General features: G+C 70.2%; 16 protein-coding genes. 7 read left to right on the top strand and 9 right to left on the bottom strand.

Annotated features, from left to right (window positions below; genetic code table 11):
• Nucleotides 1-282: 282 nt before the first annotated feature.
• The gene (locus GA0070618_RS11485) at nt 283-2115 is read right to left on the bottom strand and encodes a B12-binding domain-containing radical SAM protein (protein WP_172900280.1); all 1833 of its coding nucleotides are present in this window, start codon (nt 2113-2115) and stop codon (nt 283-285) included.
• 331 nt (nt 2116-2446) lie between these two features.
• Here GA0070618_RS11485 and GA0070618_RS11480 point away from each other — a divergent pair, with 331 nt between their 5' ends.
• A complete protein-coding gene (locus GA0070618_RS11480) occupies nt 2447-3691 on the top strand; it encodes an aminotransferase class III-fold pyridoxal phosphate-dependent enzyme (RefSeq protein WP_170107915.1) in 1245 nt (414 codons plus the stop codon).
• A gap of 97 nt (nt 3692-3788) precedes the next feature.
• On the opposite strand, the gene GA0070618_RS11475 is transcribed toward GA0070618_RS11480, so the two are convergent.
• The 4 genes from GA0070618_RS11475 to GA0070618_RS11460 form a co-directional block, all read right to left on the bottom strand.
• Nucleotides 3789-4301 (bottom strand): DinB family protein, encoded by a 513-nt coding sequence (locus GA0070618_RS11475; RefSeq protein ID WP_088981624.1) that lies wholly within the window; start codon nt 4299-4301, stop codon nt 3789-3791.
• A 54-nt stretch (nt 4302-4355) separates the two neighbouring features.
• Nucleotides 4356-5276, bottom strand: a complete 921-nt coding sequence (locus tag GA0070618_RS11470; RefSeq protein ID WP_231931705.1) for a WD40 repeat domain-containing protein — start codon at nt 5274-5276, stop codon at nt 4356-4358.
• 211 nt (nt 5277-5487) lie between these two features.
• Nucleotides 5488-6894, bottom strand: coding sequence for an MFS transporter (locus GA0070618_RS11465; protein ID WP_088981622.1), 1407 nt, complete (start codon nt 6892-6894; stop codon nt 5488-5490).
• A 297-nt stretch (nt 6895-7191) separates the two neighbouring features.
• The gene (locus tag GA0070618_RS11460) at nt 7192-8202 is read right to left on the bottom strand and encodes a zinc-dependent alcohol dehydrogenase (RefSeq protein WP_088981621.1); all 1011 of its coding nucleotides are present in this window, start codon (nt 8200-8202) and stop codon (nt 7192-7194) included.
• 630 nt (nt 8203-8832) lie between these two features.
• Here GA0070618_RS11460 and GA0070618_RS11455 point away from each other — a divergent pair.
• The 4 genes from GA0070618_RS11455 to queD all read left to right on the top strand — a co-directional run bounded on the left by GA0070618_RS11455 (nt 8833) and on the right by queD (nt 12066).
• Nucleotides 8833-10209, top strand: coding sequence for a cation:proton antiporter domain-containing protein (locus tag GA0070618_RS11455; protein WP_088981620.1), 1377 nt, complete (start codon nt 8833-8835; stop codon nt 10207-10209).
• Nucleotides 10210-10367: 158 nt separating this feature from the next.
• Complete coding sequence (gene queC / locus GA0070618_RS11450) at nt 10368-11069, top strand: 7-cyano-7-deazaguanine synthase QueC (RefSeq protein ID WP_088981619.1); 702 nt, start codon at nt 10368-10370, stop codon at nt 11067-11069.
• A complete protein-coding gene (gene queE, locus GA0070618_RS11445) occupies nt 11066-11713 on the top strand; it encodes a 7-carboxy-7-deazaguanine synthase (protein WP_088981618.1) in 648 nt (215 codons plus the stop codon). The genes queC and queE overlap by 4 nt, the downstream gene beginning before the upstream one ends.
• Nucleotides 11713-12066: a 6-carboxytetrahydropterin synthase QueD gene (queD, locus tag GA0070618_RS11440; RefSeq protein WP_088981617.1), complete on the top strand. Its 354-nt coding sequence runs from the start codon at nt 11713-11715 to the stop codon at nt 12064-12066. The genes queE and queD overlap by 1 nt, the downstream gene beginning before the upstream one ends.
• Before the next feature lie 78 nt (nt 12067-12144).
• Here the strand turns inward: queD and GA0070618_RS11435 are convergent, their stop codons facing one another.
• From GA0070618_RS11435 to rsmI, 3 genes are all read right to left on the bottom strand, one after another.
• Entirely contained in the window at nt 12145-15561 is a 3417-nt protein-coding gene (locus tag GA0070618_RS11435; protein WP_088981616.1) for an MFS transporter, read from the bottom strand.
• The gene (locus GA0070618_RS11430) at nt 15558-17495 is read right to left on the bottom strand and encodes a hypothetical protein (protein WP_197701749.1); all 1938 of its coding nucleotides are present in this window, start codon (nt 17493-17495) and stop codon (nt 15558-15560) included. The genes GA0070618_RS11435 and GA0070618_RS11430 overlap by 4 nt, the downstream gene beginning before the upstream one ends.
• A 526-nt stretch (nt 17496-18021) precedes the next feature.
• Nucleotides 18022-18960: a 16S rRNA (cytidine(1402)-2'-O)-methyltransferase gene (rsmI, locus tag GA0070618_RS11425; protein WP_088981615.1), complete on the bottom strand. Its 939-nt coding sequence runs from the start codon at nt 18958-18960 to the stop codon at nt 18022-18024.
• Between the two features lie 351 nt (nt 18961-19311).
• On the opposite strand from rsmI, the gene GA0070618_RS11420 reads away from it, so the two are divergent.
• Together GA0070618_RS11420 and GA0070618_RS11415 are read left to right on the top strand one after the other, a co-directional pair.
• The gene (locus tag GA0070618_RS11420; RefSeq protein ID WP_088981614.1) at nt 19312-20073 is read left to right on the top strand and encodes a PIG-L deacetylase family protein; all 762 of its coding nucleotides are present in this window, start codon (nt 19312-19314) and stop codon (nt 20071-20073) included.
• Nucleotides 20070-21035 carry a methyltransferase gene (locus GA0070618_RS11415; protein ID WP_088981613.1) on the top strand — a complete coding sequence of 322 codons (966 nt, stop codon included), beginning with the start codon at nt 20070-20072 and terminating at the stop codon, nt 21033-21035. The genes GA0070618_RS11420 and GA0070618_RS11415 overlap by 4 nt, the downstream gene beginning before the upstream one ends.
• A 203-nt stretch (nt 21036-21238) precedes the next feature.
• On the opposite strand, the gene GA0070618_RS11410 is transcribed toward GA0070618_RS11415, so the two are convergent.
• The gene (locus tag GA0070618_RS11410) at nt 21239-21772 is read right to left on the bottom strand and encodes a PepSY domain-containing protein (RefSeq protein ID WP_088981612.1); all 534 of its coding nucleotides are present in this window, start codon (nt 21770-21772) and stop codon (nt 21239-21241) included.
• Between the last annotated feature and the right edge of the window lie 65 nt (nt 21773-21837).

The following is a 21837-nucleotide window of genomic DNA, read 5'->3' as shown; positions in this document are numbered from 1 at the left end:
TCCCGGGCGAACCTTCGGGATAATCCGGTGGCTGCGGTTGCCCAGGGAAACCTAATTCTGACTGAACAGCCAAGTACGGCTCGGCCGAATTGTCCGGGACGCTGCCCCGGAGACGTTTTTCCGCATCCGTCGCGAACCCATCCACACCCGCCCACCGCCGTCACTGTCCGTAGCCATCAACCGGTGCCATGGGGTTGCCGACGGAATCCGTGGTGAACTTTTCCCGCCAGCTTCCCGAACGACAGGACGGGAGCGGTGGGACAGGTGTGGTGGGGACGAGGGTCAGTGGGAAACCGCCTCGGCGGCCACCAGTTCGGCCTCCCGGCGGTTCTCGTCGAGCAGCTCGACGAAGCGGCGCTGGATCCGGCCGATCCGCTCGTCACCGGTGGGCCGGACCATGAACGAGCACCCTTCGGCATCCCCGGCCGTCTGCGCTCCGACCTGTGCGCTGACCTGCGGCTGACCGCTGTACAGCGCGATGGCCGCAGCGATCATGTCACCGGCGAAGCGGCAGAACTGGTCGGCGCCGGCACCCTTGTCGGCGTCCGCGACGTGCTGCATCACGCAGACGCAGCCCAGCGGGTGCCCCAGTGCCAGCAGCCCGTCGGCGGTCTGCCGGATCGCCCGCACGGTGGCCGGCAGTTCCTCCGGGCTCTCCGGGTCGAGCTGCGCCATGCTGTGCTCGACCAGACGTGCGCCGGCCTCCGCCGCGGAGACCGGCCCCTGCTCGCGGCGCTCCGCCCCCTCGAGGACGTACTTCGGCCACAGCGCCATGGCGAGGGTCCCCACCCAGGCGGTGTAGAGCTCGTCCGCGGCCAGGACACCGTTGGCGAAGGCGAAGTTGAACTGGTCGAACAGGGCGGGGTCGGTCAGCGGGTCGACGATGCCCCGGGTCAGACAGGTCTGGTAGTCCGGGGAGCCGTAGATCGGGTAGAACGGGTTGGTCCAGAACTCGACCCCGGCCAGCACCAGGTTCACCGCGTCCTGCACGATCGCGTCGAGGCTCTGGTCGGGCAGCCCGACGATGATCGCGGCGCTCGCCGTCAGCCCGAACTTCTCGAACAGGGCGACCCCGGCGGAGACCTTGTCCAGCGAGGTGAACCCCTTGCGCATCTTGCGCAGCCGGGCCGCGTCGGTGGTCTCCAGCCCGAGGAAGAGGTCGTCGAAGCCGGCCGAGACCATGCTCTCCACCAGGTCCTCGGTGAGCTTCACGACGGTCATCCCGTTCGGCAGGCTGAGCCGGACGTCGAGCTGACGACGGACGATCTCCTGGCAGATGGCGTGCACCCGCTCGATGTCGAAGGTGAAGTTGTCGTCCTCCACCAGGAAGCGGCGCACCCCGTGCACGTTGACGTAGTGCTCGATCTCGTCGACCACGCGCTGCGGGTCACGGGCCCGGAACTGCTTGCCGACCGTGGCGTGCACCGTGCAGAACGAGCACGAGAACGGGCAACCCCGGCTGGTGATCAGGGTGACCGCGTTGCCGTACCGGTCGAAGTCGAGCTGGTCGGCGGCCGGCGGCGCGAGGGAGTCGAGGTCGGCGACGAAGGGCGCACGGGGACGGATGTGCGGCGTGCCGGGCGTGGCGCACTCGCAGAGCCCCTCGCCACAGCGGAAGGCCACCCCGAGCAGCTCGGTCAGGGGCCGCCCGGTGGCGAACGCGTCCAGCAGCGCGACCGTGGTCACCTCGGCCTCGCCGAGCATCACCGCGTCGACCTCGGGCACCTCGAGCACGTGCGGGAAGGCGACGGTGCCGTGCTGACCGCCAACGATCACCTTCGCGTTCGGCAGAACGCGCTTCGCCATCCGGGCCAGCTCGTAGGCGCTCTCGTAGTAGGGGGTGAACATGCAGGAGATGCCGACGACGTCCGCCTCGCTGGCGGCGAGGGCCGCCTCGATGCGCTCCGTCCGGGCGCCCCAGTGCATGATGTGCCGCCAGCGCGGGTGACGCTCCAGCTTGGCCCGCTCGATCGTGGTCAGCTCCGCGTCCGGGACGACGTGGTTGTCCTCGGTGTAGGCGAGGGAGTCGAAAATCTCCGTCTCATGGCCCGCGGCGCGCAGCGCTGACGATACGTAGGCGAGACCGATCGGAACGTGACGTCCGATTTCCACCATGCATCCGCGGATCGGCGGCTTGACGAGGAAAACCTTCACTTGATTACCTTCCGTAACAGAAGGCGCTGCCACCAGCGCGTTCATCCGCTGACCCCGTGCCTCTCCACGGTAATCGACGCGGCGACCGAGACAAATACCTGAAAGTACCCGATCCGAGAGGGGCCTCCATACTGGACTAATTCCCCAGATAATTGACGGGATGCTCACCCGGTGTCGCTTGTCGATACCACTCGGTGGTGGGCACTCGCGATTCGGCTTTGTCGCCCCCTATGATTTGCCGCGTGTCGCCCACGACCGGCCGAGGGGCGCAGGACAGCCGGAGGTTCCACTGATGATTATTGCCAACGCTGACGGTTGCACGCCGTACGAGGTGGCGCGGGGTGTCACCATCGTCCGTGGCGAAGGCGCCTACGTGTACGACGCGGAGGGTCGCGGCCTCATCGACCTCTCCAACTCCTTCGGCAGCGTGATGCTCGGGCACCAGGACCCGGTGGTCACCGAAGCCGTGCTGAAGACGGTGCGCTCGGGCGTCCCGGCGGCGGCCTCGCTCGACCTGCAGAACCACCTGGCCGAGCAGATCGCCGGGGACCTCCCCGGCGACCAGCGGGTGGCGTTCTTCAAGACGGGCACCGCCGCGACCCGGGCCGCAGCCTCGGCCGCGCGCCAGGTCACCGGCAAGCGGCTCATCGCCAGCTGCGGTTACCACGGGTACGACCTGATGTGGGAGTTCACCCCGCCGGGCCAGCCCAACTCCGAGGACGTGCTGCACTGCTACCACCTGCCGGAGCTGATCGACCAGGTCCTGGACAAGCACGCACACGAACTGGCCGCCGTGATCATCGCGCCGGACTACATCCACGTCTCGCCGGAGTACATCGCCGACCTGTTCGAACGGTGCGAGCGGGTCGGGGTGGTCACCATCGCCGACGAGGTGAAGCACGGCTACCGGCTCCGGCAGGGCGCTTCGGTCACCGAGGCGAGCGTCGTGGCGGACATGTACACGTACGCCAAGGGGATCAGCAACGGCTGGCCGCTCTCCTGCGTGGCCGGCGACGAGCGGTTCCTGAAGCCGCTGGCCGAGTTCGTCTCGACCCTCACCTTCGAGGCGCCCAGCTTCGCGGCGGCCTCGGCGACCCTCGACCGGCTGGCCGAGCTGGACGTCCAGGCACAGCTCGCCATCGACGGCGCCCGCTTCGTGTCCGAGGCGGCCAAGATGATCAGCACCCGTGACCTGCCGATCGAGATGGCCGGCACCGGGGCCGCGTTCCAGTTCGTCTGCGCCCCGGAGGTGGAGGAGGTCCTCCTGCCGCACGCCCTGGCCGAGGGGCTCATCCTCGAACCGTCCGACCAGCAGTACCCGTCCGCGTGCTTCCGGGGCGAGGTGGTCGACGACGCGCTGGAGCGGCTCGACCGCGCGCTGACCACGATGGCCGCCGCCCGGCCCGACCTGGTCGGACGCGAGGTGACCCAGCTCGACCGGGTCAACGCGGCCTTCTGCCAGATGGACGGCCTGCCGGGCCGGCCGGACGGCTGGAGCCTCGACCAGTGCGTGGAGTACGTGACCGCTCAGCTCTGACGTGTACGGCAGGGGCCGGCCCGGACAGTCTCCTGTCCGGGCCGGCCCTCGTCGTGTTCCCGGCTGCCCGGGAGCGGCACGAACCGTGGTGACCGAGTCAGTCGCCCGTCGCGCCGTCGATGCTCTGCCGGATCAGGTCGGCGTGACCGTTGTGCCGGGCGTACTCCTCGAGGATGTGCACCACCGTGGTCCGGAGGTTGCGCACCTCGCCCTCGTCCTCGTAGGTCTCATCGAGGTCGCGCAGCGTGAACGCCTTGCGGGTTAGCTCCGCCTCCTGCCGGAAGAGGTCGAAGTCGGCCTGCACGTCCGCCGAGGCGACGTCGTCGAACGCGGCGTCCGGACGCTCCTCGGTGGAGTACGGGTCCTCGGCCGTCTCGCCGGTGAAGAGGGTACGCAGCCAGCGCTCCAGCTCCGTCATGTGGCGCACCAACCCGAGCAGGGTCAGGTTGGTCACCGGGACGCTGTTGGTCTTCAGCTGCGCCTCGGTCAGACCCGAGCACTTCAGCAGCAGGGTGTCCCGGTGGTAGTCGAGCCAGCCCGCCAGCACGGCGGTCTCGTCGCCCAGCATGGGGTCTGGTTTCCGGTCGACGGCAGGGGCGGTCCAGGTCATGGGGTGGTCCCTTTCGTTAGCTGAGTCAGGTGCGGGGTACGGCGGTCCCGGCCGTCACCTGGCAGCAGGGTACGCCGGAAACGGCAGGATCCGGGCGGTCCCGTCCTGGCTGGCGGTGACGATGCGCTCGCCGGACCGGTCGAAGGCGATGTTCCACACCGGAGCGGTGTGTCCGGTCTCCACCTCCCCGACCTGCCGCCCGGTGGCGACGTCCCAGACCCGCACGGTGCAGTCCTCGGCCGCGCTGACCAGCAGACGACCGTTCGGGTGGAAGACCACCCCGTCCACCGCGTCGGTGTGTCCGACCAACGGCTCGACCGCCGCGCCGCCCGCCGCATGGTCCCAGATGCGGACGGTCAGGTCGTCGGACCCGCTGGCCAGCAGCCGCCCGTCGGGACTGAAGGCGACGCTGACCGCGCCCTTCGTGTGCCCGACCAACGGGGTGCCGACCGGGCGCCCGGTCGCGGTGTCGTAGAGACGCACCGCGTCGCCGGTCGAGGCGACCAGGTGGCCGTCCGGGTGGAAGGCCACCCCGTCGATCTCGTCGGTGCTCTCGGTGAGGGGCTCACCCACCGGCTCACCGCCGGGCACCTTCCACAGTCGTACGGTGTGGTCGGCGCTGCCGGTGGCCAGCACCCCCCCGTCGGGGTGGAAGGCCACGCCGTAGACGCCGGCGGTGTGCCCGGTGAGGGGCTCGCCGACCTGTTCACCGGTGCTGACGTCCCAGATCCGGGCGGTCCGGTCCTCGCTGGCGCTGGCCAGCAGCCGGCCCTCGGGGTCGAACACCACGAGCCAGACCGTGTCGGTGTGTCCGGTGAGGGTCCGGCCGACCTGCTCGCCGGTGGTCGCGTCCCAGAGGCGGACGGTGCCGTCCTCGCCGCTGGTGGCGACCAGATGATCGTCGGGGTGGAAGACCGCGCCGATCACGCCCTCCTGGTGCCCGGTCAGCACCAGGGACGGTCGAGTGGGGGGCACTGCTGCCGACTCCACCTGTCTGCTCCGTTCTCCACATTGCGTGGGGGGGTGGGGGTGGCCCGGGGTGCGCCGGGTCGCGCGCCGCCGCGCCCTGGACGTAGGGGACCAGGGCCGGGACGTTCTCGTCCCGGCGGAGGGGGCCGGTCGGTGACCGGTCCGGACGCGGGTCGCCGTCCGCCGGGTCCGGCGGACGGCGACCCGCGTGGTCACGTCACTCGGTACGCGACCGACGGTTGAACAGGGCGAGGACGGCCGGCAGCGCGGCGATGACGGCGGCCACCCAGAACGCCCGACGCATCCCCTCGACCGGGTCGGCAGGCGTGCCCGCCGCGGTGACCAGCACGGCCAGGCCCAGCGCCGGGCCGATCTGCTGGACCGCCTGCAACACGCTGGACGCCGCGCCGGTCACCTCCGGGGCCACGTTCGACATGATCGAGGCGGTCACCGAGGAGTAGATCAGGCCGGCGCCGAAACCGGCGATCGCCAGCGGCCCGAGCAGCGAGGTGACGTAGCCGCCGTCGGCGGAGATCTGGGTGAGCCAGACCATCCCGAGCGTGGTGAGCAGCGCGCCGATCCCGGCCACGACGCTCGGACCGAGCTTGGGTACCAGCTGTCCGCTCAGGATCGCGGCGACCAGGACCAGGACCGCCGCCGGAATGAAGGCGAACCCGGTACGCAGCGCGGAGTAGCTCCACACCCCCTGGAAGTACTGGGTGAGGAAGAAGAACATGCCGGCGAAGGCGGCCGGGAAGAACAGCAGGGTGACGAAGCCGCTGGCCCGGACCCGGTCGGCGAACAGCCGCAGCGGCAGCAGCGGCTGCCGGGCCCGACGCTCGGCCAGGACCAGCACGGTGAACAGGACGGCCGCCACGGCGAGGCAGGCCAGGACGACCGGGTCGCCCCAACCCTTGGTCGAGGTGCGGACGAGCGCGTACACCAGGGCGACCATCGCACCGGTCGAGGTCACCGCCCCGACGATGTCGAACGAGCCGCGCTGCGGCTGGCTCTCGCGCAGGACGCGCGGCGCGAGCAGGAGCACCAGCGCGACCACCGGCACGTTGATGAAGAACACCCAGCGCCAGGAGGCGGCGTCGCTGAGCACCCCGCCGAGGATCAGGCCGAGCGTGCCGCCGGCCGCGGCGATGCCGGTGTAGACACCGATCGCCTTGTTCCGGGCCGCGTTGTCGGTGAAGTTGATCGGAATCAGCGAGAGCGACGTCGGGGCGACCAGGGCGGCCCCGATCCCCTGGAGGGCACGGGCACCGATCAGCATCTCCGGCGAGGTCGCCAGACCGCAGATCAGCGAGGCGACGCCGAAGACCGCCAGCCCGACGAGGAGGATCCGCCGCTGGCCGACGATGTCGCCGGCCCGGCCGCCGAGCAGCATCAGACCGCCGAACGCCAGGGCGTACGCGTTGACCACCCAGACCAGCCCGGTGGCGCTCACCTCGAGGCTCTGCTGGATCTGCGGCAGGGCGACGTAGACCACCGTCGAGTCGAGGACGATCATCAACGCACAGGAGGCCAGGAGGGTCAGCGCGAGTCCCGGTCGGTTGGGACCCGCTGCGCCGGGCTGCTTGACCTCCGCGCCGGTCGCTTGTTTGGCCGTGTCAGACATAGACAGCCTCACTCAATATGGTCGGAATCAGGATCGGCCAATATATGCGATTCGGCGTGTCCGTCTGAAGACCCGGAGCGGGTCCGTCCGTCCACTTCGGAGAAACTCTGGCGCACGACGGGCCCTTTTCCCGCCGCCACGGTGGACGGTTTCGGCGACCACCTGACGGCCAACAAGGAAACGGCCGGTGACGATTCGGGTCACCGGCCGTTGGTGGCCGGCGGCCATGGAACCGGCCGGGGCGTGGTGCCGCCGTACCGAATGAATGGCGGCACCACGTTCCGACTCGTACGTCGACTACTCGTTCCGCAGGTCGAAGACGACCCGGACAGTGCCGTCCGTGCGGTTGATGGCACGGTCGATGGCGGGGGCGTAGTCGTCCAGCGTGACGATGTCGGTGAGGATGGGCTGGGTGTCGATCGCCCCGTTCGCGAGCAGGTCCACGGCTTCCCGGTACTTGCCACCGGGCCCCATCACGCCGACCAGGCTGGCGTACGACAGTGGCAGCCGGGCGGTCTCCAGCGCGTGCTCGGCGCCCACCTGGTAGCCGACCAGGCAGACCCGTCCACCGGGGCGGACCAGGTCGAGCGCGCGGACGACCGACTCCGGGTCGCCGGACGCCTCGAACACGACGTCCACCTTGTCCGCGTAGCTGGTCAGCTCGGGCAGCTCGCTGGGGTGCACCGCAGCGGCGGCACCGCTCTCCTCGGCGATCTTGCGGCGCTCGGCGACCAGGTCGGTGGCGAGCGTGACCGTGGCCCCGGTCGCCCGGGCCGACTGGAGGAGAAGCTGGCCGATGCCGCCAGCACCCAGCACGGCGACCCGCTCCGCGGGCCGGAGGTTGATCCGGTCCACCGCGTGCAGCGCGACGGCGAGCGGCTCGGTCTGGCTCGCCGCGGCGAGGTCCATCCCCTCGGGAAGCAGGTAGAGGTTGGTGATCGGCACCGCCACGTAGCCGGCGCAGCCACCGTCCACGGTGAAGCCGATCTCGATCAGGTTCTCGCACATCACCGGCAACCCGTCCCGGCAGGGCCCACAGCCCTGACAGCCGACGATCAGATCGCCGGTGACCGGACGGCCGACCCAGGACTCGTAACCCTCCGGGGCGGAGTCCACCACACCGGCCCACTCGTGGCCCGGCACGATCGGGTACCGGTTGCCGTGCCACTTGCCTCGGTAGAGCCAGAGGTCGCTACCGCAGAGGCAGCAGTAGTGCACCTTGACGACAGCCCATCCGGGAGGTGCCTCCGGGCGGGGAGTGTCGATGATCTGAGCCTTGTGTCCTCCGTGGAACTGTAGCGCCCGCATTCGTCCCCCCACGCGGCTGTGAGATGTTCTCCGAACACCTTAGAGGCCGGTTGATCGAGGCTCAACAAGTTCCGCTCTGGAAATTCCACCTTGACAGGTCATCTATACCCAACTATCGTCCCGAAAGGATCCTCCAACCTCTGGGAGATTTGACGGCCGACTTGTCGGTGACGTCCTCCAGCATCGGGGCTTGGCTGTGTCGAGGTCGTGCCCACGGGCCGTCTGACAAGTTTGGGGGTGTGGCGGTAGATATCACGAGAACTGTCGTCGTGCCGCGTCTCGAAAACGCTGTTCTCCGCTGCCGCCGTCGCGCCGCAATTCCGTTCCGTTCATCTGGTCACCAAATGTCGGCCATTCGGTGATGGCCTATGTCCGGAGTTCGGGGCGATGCCCGGTTCCCACCGGGTGAATCGTCGCGGCCGGTGGCGGGGGAGCCGCGCCCGAGGCCCCGGCGCCTGAACCGCCTCCCTCCTCCGCGACGCCCGCGCTCGTGTGCTCCCGGGCGGGACGAGCAATCGTCCCCGGGGCCGGTCCCGCGTCCCACCACCGGCAGGTGGGGCGATGGTCCATGCCCGGAGAGCACCGGCGCGGGTCCCGACCGGTACCCGTACCGACAGCTCAAGGACCCAGATGGACTCCGTACATTCCGACCTCAAGGTCGCCATCGTCGTCGCCGACATCGCCATCGTGCTGATCGTCGGCTCACTGCTGATCATGCTGTTCCGCCGGCTGAAGCAGCCGCCGGTCATCGGTGAGATCACCGCCGGCATCGTGCTCGGACCGAGCCTCCTCGGACTGCTGCCCGGAGACGTCACCGGCTTCCTCTTCCCGGTCGAGCTCCGCGCCCACCTCTCGATGATCTCCCAGGTGGGGCTGCTGCTCTTCATGTTCCTGGTCGGCTGGGAGTTCAACGGCCAACTGCTCAAGCGCCGCTCCGGGTCGGTCGCCACGGTCTCGCTCTCCGCGATCGGTCTCGCGTTCACGCTCGGCATCGGCGCGGCGGCCCTGCTCTACGACCGGCACGACGTCGTCGACGGGGAGAAGATCTCCTTCGGCTACTTCGCCGCCTTCCTGGGCATCGCAATGTCGATCACCGCGTTCCCGGTGCTGGCCCGGCTCCTCACCGAGACCGGCCTGGCCCGGACCCGGGTCGGTGCCCTCTCCCTGGCCGCCGCCGCGCTGGACGACGTGATGGCCTGGACGCTGCTGGCGTTCATCGTGGTCATCTTCGGGGCGGGCGGTGACGGCACCGGGACCCTGGTGACCGTCCTCGGGCTCTTCCTGCTCTACGTGGCGCTGATGGTCTTCGCGGTCCGGCCACTGCTGCGCCGGCTCGTCGCCCGGCTCATCCGGGGCGGCACGGCCTCGCCCTTCCTCGTCCCGCTGATCGCCGCCGGGGCGTTCCTCTCCGCCTACGCCACGTCGTGGATCGGGGTCCACGCGGTCTTCGGGGCCTTCGCCTTCGGTCTGGTGATGCCCCGGGAACCGCGGGCGCTGCTCGCCGCGAGCCTGCACATCCCGCTGGAAAGCACCACCCGCCTGCTGCTGCCGATCTTCTTCATCGTCACCGGGCTCAACGTCAACATCGGCGCCCTCGGTTGGACCGGCCTGGGCGAGCTGGCGATCATCATGGTCGCCGCCATCGTCGGCAAGCTCGTCGCCGCAGGCTTCGCCGCCCGGTTGTCCGGCATGAACTGGCAGGAGTCGTACGCGGTCGGGCTGCTCATGAACACCCGGGGCCTGACCGAGCTGGTGATCCTCAACATCGGTCTCTCCCTGGGTGTGCTGGACGGCGAGATGTTCACCATGATGGTGCTGATGGCCCTGCTCACCACGGCCATGGCGGTGCCGCTGCTGCCCAGGGGGCTGCCCCGGGCGCCCGGAAGCCTGTTCGACATCCCCTCGGTCACCGTGCCGTCCGGTGCGGCCGCCCGGCGCACGCCCACGCAGGGCGACGCCACGGACGCCGCCGCCACTGGGCAGGAGGTGCCGTCGGGCAAGTCCTGACCGACGACCGCGACACACCGGCGGCGGGAACGCCCCGTCGCCGGTGTGTCACGTACCGCAGGACCACGCCCTGAGCCGGTTCCACGCCTGAACGCTGAGTAGGCTTACCGCCGGGTACGACCGTGCCCGTGGACGAGGGTGAAGGGTGGTGGCGGCGCGTGCCGACGGAGAAGCGCAGGGCCGTGGTGCTGCTCAGCGGTGGGCTCGACTCCGCCACGGTGCTCGCGATGGCCGTGCACGAGGGGTACGAAGCGCACGCGCTCAGCTTCCGCTACGGCCAGCGGCACACCGTCGAGCTGGAGGCCGCCGCCCGGGTGGCGAAGGCCCTGGGCGCGACCCGGCACGTGGTCGCCGACATCGACCTGCGGGTCTTCGGGGGCTCGGCGCTGACCGACGACACGCTCGCCGTACCGCACCACGACAGCGCCGACGAGCTGGGCGACGAGATCCCGGTCACCTACGTGCCCGCCCGGAACACCATCTTCCTGTCGTTCGCCCTGGCCTGGGCGGAGACCCTGGACGCCTCGGACATCTTCATCGGGGTCAGCGCGCTGGATTACAGCGGCTACCCGGACTGCCGTCCGGAGTACGTCGCCGCCTACGAGACGATGGCCAACCTGGCCACCAAGGCCGGCGTCGAGGGGCGGCAGCGGCTGCGCATCCACACCCCGCTGATCCAGCTCACCAAGGCCGAGACCATCCGCAGGGGCCTGGAGCTGGGCGTCGACTACGCCTGGACGCACAGCTGCTACGACCCGGTCGACGGCCGCGCCTGCGGCAGCTGCGACTCCTGCCTGCTGCGGGGACGGGGTTTCGCCGAACTCGGGCTGACCGACCCCGCCCTGTCCGCCACCGGATGACCGACGTGTACCGCATCAAGGAGATCTTCTACACCCTCCAGGGCGAGGGCACGCACGCCGGCCGGCCCGCCGTCTTCTGCCGCTTCACCAGTTGCAACCTGTGGACCGGGCGGGAGGAGGAGCGGCACCGGGCGATCTGCCGGTTCTGCGACACCGACTTCGTCGGCACCGACGGCCCCGGTGGGGGCCGCTTCGGGACCGCCGCCGAGCTGGCCGCCGCCGTCGCCGCCGCCTGGCAGGGGCAGGCCCACCCACGCAGTCGCCCGTACGTGGTGTGCACCGGCGGCGAGCCGCTGCTGCAACTCGACGAGGCGGCCGTGTCCGCCCTGCACGACGCGGGCTTCGAGGTCGCGGTGGAGACCAACGGCACCCGGCCGGCGCCCCCCGGCATCGACTGGACCTGCGTCAGCCCCAAGGCCGGCGCGGAGGTGGTGCTCACCCGGGGCGACGACCTCAAGCTCGTCTACCCGCAGCCGGGGGCGGAGCCGGCCCGTTTCGAGCACCTCGACTTCACCCACTTCATGCTCCAGCCGATGGACGGCCCGGACCGGGTCGCCAACACCGAGGCCGCCGTGCGGTACTGCCTGGAGCACCCGCAGTGGCGACTGAGCCTGCAGACCCACAAGTACATTGGAATCGCCTGATGGAGATCTTCCGGGAGTTCACCTTCGAGGCCGCCCACCGGCTGCCGAACGTGCCCGAGGGGCACAAGTGCGCCCGGCTGCACGGTCACTCGTACCGGGTGGCCGTGCACGTCAGCGGCGACGTCGACCCGCAGGCCGGCTGGGTGATGGACTTCGGGGACCTCAAGCGGGCGTTCGAGCCGGTGCGGGACCAACTCGACCACCACTACCTCAACGAGGTGCCGGGGCTGGAGAACCCGACCAGCGAGACGCTCGCCCGCTGGATCTGGGACCGGTTGGCCGACCGGCTGCCGCTCTCGGCGGTGTCGGTGCGGGAGACCTGCACCTCCGGCTGCGTGTACCGGGGGGACTGACCCACCGGGCGGTGTTCCGTCCCGCTACGTACGCCGAAGGGCCGGACCACCGTGGTGGCCCGGCCCTCCTGACGGGTGTCACATCCGGGATTCGCTGACCCGGTCCCCCTCGCCGGCCATCGGGGTCTCCCCCTCGGCCGTCGCCATCGGGGCGTCCTGACCCGTCATCGGGGTTGTGGACGCGTCCGCCATCATCATCGGTTCATCCATCTGCTCCGTGCGCAGCTCGGGCGGCAGCGAGTGCAGCGGATGCAGGCCGAGGAGCTGCAGGCGGCCCGGGAACACGTTCAGCCGACCGAAGTCGTCCAACCGGTTGCTGGTCTTGACGATGGACCGGCGGTGCTGCCGGGTCTCCTCCAGGATCTTCTCCCGGGCAACCGGGTCGAGCTGCTCCCCGGTCTGCGGATCGGTGCCCGCCTTGACGTGCCCCGGTTGGGCGAAGTCCGGCTCGCTGACACGCAACCAGGCGGCGGTGTCCTCCCGGATGCTGTCGGCGAGCTGGCGCACGGCCGTCTCGTGGGGGGTCCCCTCGTCCCGGTCCTGCCAGTAGCGGTAGACCCGGGCGGCGTGCCCGATAATGCCGGTCGTGGAGCCCCGGCTGAGCAGGAAACTGCCGTTGCCGAAGGAGTCGCCGGCGACCACGCAGTTCGCCGCGACCAGCGCGTCCCGCCCGATCCGTTCCACGTTGCTGACCAGCTTCGGGGTGGCGAGGCTGAGGGTACGGACGAGTTCCCGGCGCGGGATCTCGGTGAGCAGCGACACCTGGTCGAGGAAGTAGTCCCGGATCAGGTACCGGTGCGCGCCGAAGTACTCGACGGAGTCCCGCCGGGTGCCCGCCGGCACCATGCCGGCCTGGATCGGGTCGAAGGTCCGGTAGTCCGGCACCTCCAGGATCGTCCAGCCGGTCTCACTGAACCCGTCGTGTCCGAGCGTCATCTGCCGGACCCAGTACTCGTTGCCCTGCTTGTCGAACGCGGAGGCGATGCGCTGGCGGGAGTTCGCCGCGACGTTGACGGCGATCAGTCCGACGATGTAGTCGGCCTGCGCCAGGAGCGGACCACGACCGTCCTGGTGGTCGATCATGACGCGGTCCTGGGTGAACCCGAGCCGCTTGGCGTCGGTGCTCTCCACCCCCTCGGCAACCATGATCAGTCCGGGCGTGCCCAGGTCGACCAGTTCGGTGCCCCGGGCCCGGATCCGCCGGTAGGTGCCCTTCTCGTCGATCTCCCGGATCGCCTCGATCCGGACCCGCAGCCGGCCGTCCGCGCCCCGGACGAGGCCGTACTCCTGCGGCGCTTCCCGACGCGTCCAGCGCTGCCAGCCGGTCGGCCGGCTCGGCTCGGCCACCCGGTGGTACGTGAAGAGCCGACAGCGTGGTTCCCGACCGGCGTCGAGGTCCATCCGCTCCATCTCCTCCAGGTACCGGCGGAGCAGGATCAGCAGATCCTCCGCGTTGACCTGGAAGGCGGGGGCCTCGGCGAAGACGTCCTCCATGCTGCGGCCGACGGTCTCCGGCCCGTGCTCCATGGACGGCGCCTGCGGGTGCGTCACGGTGACCGCCCGGTGCGGCTTGCCGTCCACCCATCGGTCGTCGACGAACTCCGCCGTCCGGACGAGCCCACCGACGCACGAGTCGGCCCACCCGTAGAGGATCTCGTCGGTCCGGGCCTCGGCGCCGTCCTCGGCGTCGGTCCGGTAGAAGACCTCGTGCAGGATGAACGGCTTGCCGTCGATCCGGCGGGGGATGCCCTCCTCGCCGTACCGCTCCACCATCATCCGGTCGATGACCGCCAGGTGGTGGTAGATGTCGGCACTGATCTTCCACTGCATCAGCGTGAGGTACGGGTCGCCCCGCAACTCGACGCCGACCGCGCGCCGGCCCATGGCGATCGACCAGAGCATCGCCATCATGTTGGTGCCACCGAGGCCCACCGCGAGGAAGTCCGGATCGGCCGCGCCGGTCGGGTCGACCTGCCGGTTCGGCGACGTCGAGGACGTCTCGTCCAGCGAGTCGGGCGCGGTCTTGGGCACCTCGCTCTCCACCGCGAAGGCGGCGAGCAGCATGGCGGCCACCATCGTGCCGAAGCCGACCAGGAACGCCATCTGGAAGCCGTCGGTCAGGGCCGCCGCCGTCGTCTCGCCCCGGGAGAGGGCGGACTCGGTGACGTTGGCCGCCACCGGGGCCAGCACCGCCAGGCCGATCGCCGAGCCGAGCTGCTGGGTGGTGTTCAGCAGGCCGGACCGGATGCCGCTGTCCTTCAGCGTGGCCTCGGCCAGGGCGATCCGCAGCACCGGAGGTGTCGCGAGCCCGGAACCGGTGCCGATCAGCAGCACGGCCGGCAGCACGTCGATCCAGTAGTTGCCGTCGGCCGGGATCCGGGCGAGCAGCAGCAGTCCGACGGCCATCAGCCCCATCGCGGGGAGGAGCAGCGTCTTGGCGTCCCGCTTGCGGGCCAGCCGGGGGGCGACCTTCAGCGAGCCGACCCCGATCGCGACCGCGGCCGGCACGAACGCGAAGCCCAGCTCCATCACGGTGAAGCCGAGGACGTTCTGCAGGTAGAGCGCGCAGAGGAAGAACATCGCGGTCGGACCGGCGACCATCAGCGCCAGGACGATGTTCGACCAGGCGACGTTCCGCGCGCGGAGCACCTCGCCCGGCACCAGCGGGTTACGGGCCCGCCGCTGCCAGAGGACGAAGCCGGCCATCAGCAGCAGCGCCAGACCGCCGAACAGCGCCGTCCGGGCCCCACCGGCGTCGGCCTGCACGATGGCGTAGACCGTCAGCATCAGCGAACCGACCAGGGCAAGCGCCCCGATCCAGTCGATGCCCGCACCGGCCGAGGCGTCCCGGACGTTGTCCAGCAGCCGGACGGCCGCCACGATGGTGACCAGCCCGATCGGGACGTTGACGAAGAAGATCCAGTGCCAGCTGAGCGACGCGGTCAGCGCCGCGCCGGCGAGCTGGCCGAGCGCGGCTCCCGACGCCGCCACGAAGGCGTAGAAGCCGAGCGCCCGGGCCTGCTCGCGGGGCTTCGGGAACATGGTGACGATCATGCTGAGCACGACCGCGGTGGTGAACGCGCCACCCACACCCTGCACGAACCGGGCCCCGACCAGCACCGCCTGGTCGGTGGCCAGGCCACAGACGACCGAGGCGGCCGTGAACAGACCGAGCCCGCTGAGGAAGACGCGCTTGGTGCCGATCAGGTCGCCGAGCCGGCCGGCGAAGAGCAGCAGCCCGCCGAACGGGATGAGGTAGGCGTTCACCACCCAGGCCAGGTCGGCCTGGGAGAACCCCAGGCCTTCCTGGATGGACGGTAGGGCGACGTACACGGCGGAGCCGTCGACGACGGAGATCAGGACGCCCACGCAGAGCACGATCAGCGCGAGCTGACGCTCCCGCAGGCTGCGCAACGGCTGCGCGGTGTCGCGCAGGACGACCGTCTCTCCCCCGCCGCCGTACGAGTCACCCCGGGGTTGGTTGAGCTTGGTCACGACGCCGAACCGGCCCCGGCAGCGACGGTCTCCCGCATGTCGTCACCCATTCCGGACATGTCGTCGGGCATCATCTGCCGTTCGGCCGGGTGGGTCGTCATGAGCGGCGGCAGTTCGCTGCTGTGCAGCCGGCCACTACGCACCGAGAGTCGCCGCCAGTCCGACGGGTCGAGCGGCACGAGCGAGTGCCGGTGCCGCCGGGTCGCGTCGATCGTGTTCGCCCGCTCGCCGGAGGAACGTCCGGTCTGCTTCTCGATCTCCTTGATCCGCTCCTCACCGAAGTTGATCGGCACGGCCTGGCTGAACTCCTGCGCGCTGACCTGGAGCCAGCCGAGGGTGTCCACCTTGATCTGGTCGGCCAGCTCGCGGATCGCCTGCTGCTGGCTGACCCCCGCGTCGCGGGCCTGCCAGTAGCGGAGCACCCGGGAACTGTGGCCCACCATGCCGGTGATCGCGCCACCGCTGGTCATGAAGTGGCCGTTGCCGAAGGAGTCCCCGGCCACCACGCCGTTCGCGGCGACCAGCGCGTCCGCGCCGATCCGCTCGATCAGGCTGAACAGCTTCGGGCCGTACGGGGCCTGGACCTTCTCCAGATCGGAGACGGGGATCTCGGTGATCAGCGAGACCTGCTCCAGGTAGAACTCGCGCAGCAGCTGCTGGTACGCGTTCAGGTACTCCTTGGACCGCTTCGGCGTGCCCGGCGGGACCAGCCCGGCCAGGATCGGGTCGAAGGTCTTGAAGTCCGGCACCTGGACCAGGATCCACCCCACCTCGGGGTCGTCCTCGTGGCCCACCGCGATCTGGCGGACCCAGTACTCGTTGCCCTCGCGGTCGAACTCGGAGGCGATCCGGCGACGGAGCCGGGCGCCGACGTGCAGTTCGAGGTAGCCCGCGAGGTAGTCGGCCTGGGCCACGACCGCTCCACGGCCGTCGTGGTGGTCGACCGCGACGTCCTCCTGGCGGAAGCCGAGCCGGTCCGCGTCGCTGCTGTCGAAGCCCTGCGCGATCATGAACAGCTCGGGGACGCCCAGGTCGATCAGCGGGGTCCCGGGCTTGCGGATCCGGCGGTACCGGCCCCGGTAGTCGAGTTCCTGGACCTCCTCGATGATGAGGCGCTTGCGCCCGTCCGGGAGGCTGACGAAGCCGTCCTCCTGCCGCATCCACTTGAGGAAGCCGTCACCGTCTCCCTCGTCGCCGACGGCGACCCGGTGCGACAGGAAGAGCCGGACCCGCGGCGTCACGCCGGCGGCGATGTCCATCTCCTCGATCAGCTCGAGGTAGCGGCGCAGCATGATCAGCACCTCGGAGGCGCCGGCCTGGAACGTGGACGGACCGTCGAGGACGGTGACCATGTCCCGGCCGACCTTCTCGGGGTCGTGCTCGGCCGGCGGCTTGGCCGGCTGGAGGACGGTGAGCACCCGCTTCGGCGTGCCGTCCGTCCACCGGTCGTCGATGAACTCGGTGTGGTGGATCAGGCCCGATACGTGCGACTCCTCACCACCGGAGATGATCTCGTCGGCGTACACGTCGCCCGGCTCGGTGACCGCGCTGTAGAAGGTCTCGCGGAGCTTGAAGAGCCGGCCGTCACCCTTGCGGGGGATGCCCTCCTCGCCGTACCGCTCGAGCATGAGCTGGTCGATCAGACCGAGGTGGTGCCAGAAGTCCTCACGGATGTTCCAGTGGACACCGAGCGAGGGGTCACCACGCAGTTCGACGCCGACGCAGCGGCGACCGTTGGCCACCGACCACAGCATCGCCATCATGCTGGTCCCGCCCAGCCCGAGTGCGACGAAGTCGGGATTGTGGATACCCGTCCAGTCGATCTCGGTCTTCGTCCCACGCGATGCCCGGGACCGCTCCGTCGGGTCGAGCGCGCTCGGCGCGCTCCCACGCGACATGCGCTCGACCAGGGAAGCTAATCGCAGATTCTTCATGACCTTTCCTCGACTCTTGAGGTTACGGACAAATACCAAGCAGTCGACCGCCGAATGCGGCGAGAATGGCCGCCATTCGACTAGTTCAATGCTAATTAAACTGTCAAGCGGGTTGCCGCTTGATCAGCCCCAGATCGGGTGCATTCACGGAGGCCTGAACCAACAGTCGCGGATCTACGCGCGTCCTGGCGCGCTGGGCGCGATTGGTGTGGCCGACCCCGGCCGCGTGCACGTCAACAGCCAGCTCGCTCGCCGCTGGCCGGTCGCATCGCTGCCGGTCTATCGCATCGCCACCTAACATCCGAGGCAACACCGGCCTCCGACTTTAACAGCGGGATCGTAGACCGTCCACATGGGCGGCCATGGCCGACCGGTCGGTCCGGAATTGGCGATCTGCCCGGCCGGGATACGCGGACGCGTCGGACACTTCCCCTATTCCCGACGCCTCCGACATTTTCCCAGTTCTATAATGACGGATGGTGACGGCACACAATCGATACGTTACCGCAGTCCCGCCCGGGAGTCGCTATCCGCTCTTCCGGTCACCGGCACGGCCAGCCCCGGCAGACCGCTCCGCAGCGCCCGCGTCCCACTGCTGCACCGCCAGGCGCACCTGCTCGTAGACCCAGTTCCGGGGCAGCCCGGTCACCTCCCGGACCACCTCGCGGACGAGCCGGGAGTCGGCGCCGTGGCGCACCAGCGTCTCGGTGAGCCGGTGGGCCAGCGCGTGCTCCTCGTCCGCGGGCTGGTCACCGGCACCGGCGACGACCACGGTGAACTGCCCCCGGACCACCTCTTCCGCGTCGAGACGGGCGACGAGTTCGGAGAGTGGACCACGGAGGAACTCCTCGTCGTCCTTGGTCAGGTTGCGGGCCAGTGCCGCCGGACGGTCGCCGAGCACCGCGCGGACGTCCTCGAGCATCGCGACGATCCGGTGCGGCGCCTCGAAGAAGACCAGGGTGGCCACGCTCGACCGGAGCGAGGTCAGGGCGGTCCGCCGCGCCGCCTCCTTCCGAGGCAGGAACCCGACATAGTGGAACTGGTGGTTCGGCAGCCCGGAACCGATCAGCGCGGTCACCGAGGCGGTCGCGCCGGGCAGCGGGCGGACCGGCACATCGGCCTCGATGGCCGCCACGACCAGCCGGTAGCCCGGGTCGTTGACCAGCGGCGTACCCGCGTCGGAGACGAGAGCGACGTCCGTGCCCTCCCGGAGCAGCCCGAGCAGCTGCTGGCTGCGCGACTCCTCGTTGTGGTCGTGGTAACTCAGCAGGCGGGTGTCGATCTCCAGGGACTGGAGCAGGCGGCGGGTGTGCCGGGTGTCCTCCGAGGCGACGACACCGACCCGGCCGAGGACCTCGATCGCCCGCAGGGTGATGTCGCCGGGGTGGCCGATCGGGGTGGGCACCAGGTAGAGGGTGCCGACGTCGGCAGCACCCGACCGTCGCGTTCCGTCCGCCTCTGCCACCTGTCACCCTCCGTGCCGTCGGCGCCAACTGTATCGCCAGTCACCGGCCGCCAGCCGCCGGCCTACGGACCATGCGGGGTTTTCCGGGCCCACCGGTCATTTTCCCGGCCCGGGACCGGGCCACGGCGGGTAATCGGAACCGGACGGTACGGACGCGGAATCAGCGGGCCACCCAACCTCGCCATTCCGGCTACACATTGTCACCAATGGAATACTTGACACCCTATCGACGCATACTTAAGATCGAACTCCGTCGGGACCTCCCGATACCTCTTGGCGAATACCGTCCACGACAATTATCCGAAACAGATCCCGTCTTGCTTCCGCCACAATCGCTCGAAAGGGCGTCGAATGCCTGACCAGGATCACTCGACGATAACGGACATCGTCGTTTCGCCACATTTCGACGACGGCGCCCTCTCGCTCGCGTCGGTGCTGCGCGCGGGGCAATCGGTGCTCCTGGTGACCGTCTGCGGTGGAACGCCGACCGAAGGTGACGACGAGTGGGACCGCCTGTGCGGTTTCGAGTCCGGCCCGGCCGCCGCCGTGGGACGCGCGGCGGAGGACCGCGCCGCCGCCGCCCTCGCCGGCAACCGGGTGACCCACCTCCCCGTGCCGGACTCGCCGTACCGGGCCGACTTCCCGTCCGAGACGGTGGTGGCGGCGCTGGCTCCCCTGTTCCGGCCCGGCGTACGGGTCTGGGCCCCGGTCGGCATCGGCGACCACCCGGACCACGTCGGCACCCGGGACGCGGTGCTGACCGCGGCGGCCGGGACCGGCTGCCAGCTGACCTTCTACGCCGACTGTCCGTACGCCTTCGGCTCCGGATGGGATGCCACCGACCGGGAGCGGCCCCCCGCCGACCGGTGGGAACCGCAGCTCGCCGCCCTGGCCCACCTCGTGGACGTGACCAGCCCCCGGATCAGCCGACTGGACGACTCCACGATGCGGTTGAAGATCGCTATGCTTCGCTGTCACGCCTCGCAACTGGCCGGTCTCTCCGTGGACCACCCCCACTTCATGGCCTGGGAGGGGCCGTTGCGCCAGGAGGTCTTCTGGCCGGCGTCCGTCCCGATCCCCAGCCTGGAACCGACTCTCGGGAGTAGCGCATGATCGTCGGAGGCTCGACCATCCAGCCGGAGCGCGTCGACGCGGCGGCACTTCGACAGCTCGGCGACGCCATGCGGAAGGTGGTCGGCTCGGCCGACCCCACCCCGCTCGCCGACCTGCTTTCCGGCACGCCGGTCGACCCGGACGAGCTGACCCGGGAGGTCGGCGTGGACGGCCGGCAGGCGCTGCTCGACAGCGGCATGGCCGTCGACGACGGGACGACCTTCTCCTCGCCGCTGCGTGGCCACCAACTGCACGGCGTCGTGGTGCTCAGCGACCCGGACGTCGAGGAGGAGGTGCAGCACCGTTGGTACGTCGACCCGCTCTGGGAGGCGGACCTGCTGATCCGGCTGATGCTCCGGCGCGGCGGCGCGCGCGCCCTGGACATGGGGTGCGGCTCCGGGGTGCTCTCGCTGGTGCTCGCCGACCGGTACGAGTCGGTCCTCGGGGTGGACGTCAACCCGCGTGCGGTGGCGCTGTCCCGCCTCAACGCCGCCCTCAACGGCCTGACGAACGTCACTTTCCGTGAGGGCGACATGTTCGAACCGGCCGAGGGCCGGTTCTCCCGGATCGTCTTCAACTCGCCGACGAACGAGGAGGGCAACGAGTTCGTCGACCTGCTCGAGGCCGGCGAGCCGATCCTGGAGACGTTCTTCCGCAACGTGCCCCGCAAGCTGGAGTCCGGTGGCATCGTCGAGGTCAACCTCGCCATGAACGACTACCCCGGTGACCCCTTCCGGGAGCGGCTCGCCGACTGGCTCGGGCTGACCGAGAACGGGCTGCGGGTGCAGATCTTCACCTCGCAGCGACGGGCGACCGAGAGCGGGGGCGAGTGGAAGCGGGGCTGGCTGGTGGTCGCCCCCGGCCCGGTGGGGCTCACCGAGGTCGAGTGGCCGTACCACGACCGGTACGAGGAGGACCCGGACGCCCTGCTCGACGGGACCGACCGGCTTCTGCGGGGCTGACCCCTCGGCCCTGCCACAGGTTGGCCCGGTCGGTAGGGGCCCGAAGGACATGCGTATCGGCCCCGCTCCCGTCGAGGGAGGCGGGGCCGATGCGGCTCACCAGGAAGGCGGCGGAGGTCCGGCGACGGGGCACGCCGTCGGAGCCGGGCCGGTCGGCCCGGTCAGTCGGGCCTGGTCAGTCGGGCCTGGTCAGTCGGGCCTGGTCAGTCGTCGTCCCGGTCGTCGTCGTCATCGTCGTCCCGGTCGTCGCGGTCGTCATCGTCGTCGCGGTCGTCGTCATCGTCGTCGTCGACCGGCTCCTTCTCGGCCTTGACCACGCTGCCGTCAGCCCGGTCCACGTCGACCTCGTGCTCGGTCGAGCCGTTGACGATCTCCACGCTCCACACGTCGCGGCCGTGCTCCTTCTCGGCCTCCACCTCGACGACCCGGCCGCCGCCGGCCTTGGCCAACGCGATCTCCTCGGCGCGCTTCCGGTCCACCTTGTCACCGGTTGCTGGGGACGTGGTGCCGGACGGCGAGCTGGGGACGCTGGTCGCCGACGGAGCCGTGGGGGTGACGGTGCCACCGTCCGGGGTGGTCGTCGGGGTGGCCGGCGACGTCGGGGCGGTGGTCGCGGCGGCCAGGGTGGTCCGACCGGCCCGTTGCTCCCCGGCGGCGGCGGTACCGATCGCCACTCCGGTCAGTGCCAGCACCGCCGCACCACCGACGGATGCCATGATCAGGGGCTTGCGCTTCATCTCGACGCACCTTTCCTCGGGTTCTGCCTACGAGGATCGGCCGGAACGGGATAGCGGCGCGCTGT

Origin of the sequence: Micromonospora echinospora (assembly GCF_900091495.1) — a bacterium.
Lineage (GTDB): Bacteria > Actinomycetota > Actinomycetes > Mycobacteriales > Micromonosporaceae > Micromonospora > Micromonospora echinospora.
This window is presented reverse-complemented; position numbering and strand designations above follow the sequence as displayed.

Coding starts and splice junctions, on each gene's coding strand:
- GA0070618_RS11485 (WP_172900280.1), bottom strand. CDS start 2,115: ATGGTGGAAATCGGACGTCACGTTCCGATCGGTCTCGCCTACGTATCG.
- GA0070618_RS11480 (WP_170107915.1), top strand. CDS start 2,447: ATGATTATTGCCAACGCTGACGGTTGCACGCCGTACGAGGTGGCGCGG.
- GA0070618_RS11475 (WP_088981624.1), bottom strand. CDS start 4,301: ATGACCTGGACCGCCCCTGCCGTCGACCGGAAACCAGACCCCATGCTG.
- GA0070618_RS11465 (WP_088981622.1), bottom strand. CDS start 6,894: ATGTCTGACACGGCCAAACAAGCGACCGGCGCGGAGGTCAAGCAGCCC.
- GA0070618_RS11460 (WP_088981621.1), bottom strand. CDS start 8,202: ATGCGGGCGCTACAGTTCCACGGAGGACACAAGGCTCAGATCATCGAC.
- GA0070618_RS11455 (WP_088981620.1), top strand. CDS start 8,833: ATGGACTCCGTACATTCCGACCTCAAGGTCGCCATCGTCGTCGCCGAC.
- queE (WP_088981618.1), top strand. CDS start 11,066: ATGACCGACGTGTACCGCATCAAGGAGATCTTCTACACCCTCCAGGGC.
- queD (WP_088981617.1), top strand. CDS start 11,713: ATGGAGATCTTCCGGGAGTTCACCTTCGAGGCCGCCCACCGGCTGCCG.
- GA0070618_RS11430 (WP_197701749.1), bottom strand. CDS start 17,495: ATGAAGAATCTGCGATTAGCTTCCCTGGTCGAGCGCATGTCGCGTGGG.
- GA0070618_RS11420 (WP_088981614.1), top strand. CDS start 19,312: ATGCCTGACCAGGATCACTCGACGATAACGGACATCGTCGTTTCGCCA.
- GA0070618_RS11415 (WP_088981613.1), top strand. CDS start 20,070: ATGATCGTCGGAGGCTCGACCATCCAGCCGGAGCGCGTCGACGCGGCG.
- GA0070618_RS11410 (WP_088981612.1), bottom strand. CDS start 21,772: ATGAAGCGCAAGCCCCTGATCATGGCATCCGTCGGTGGTGCGGCGGTG.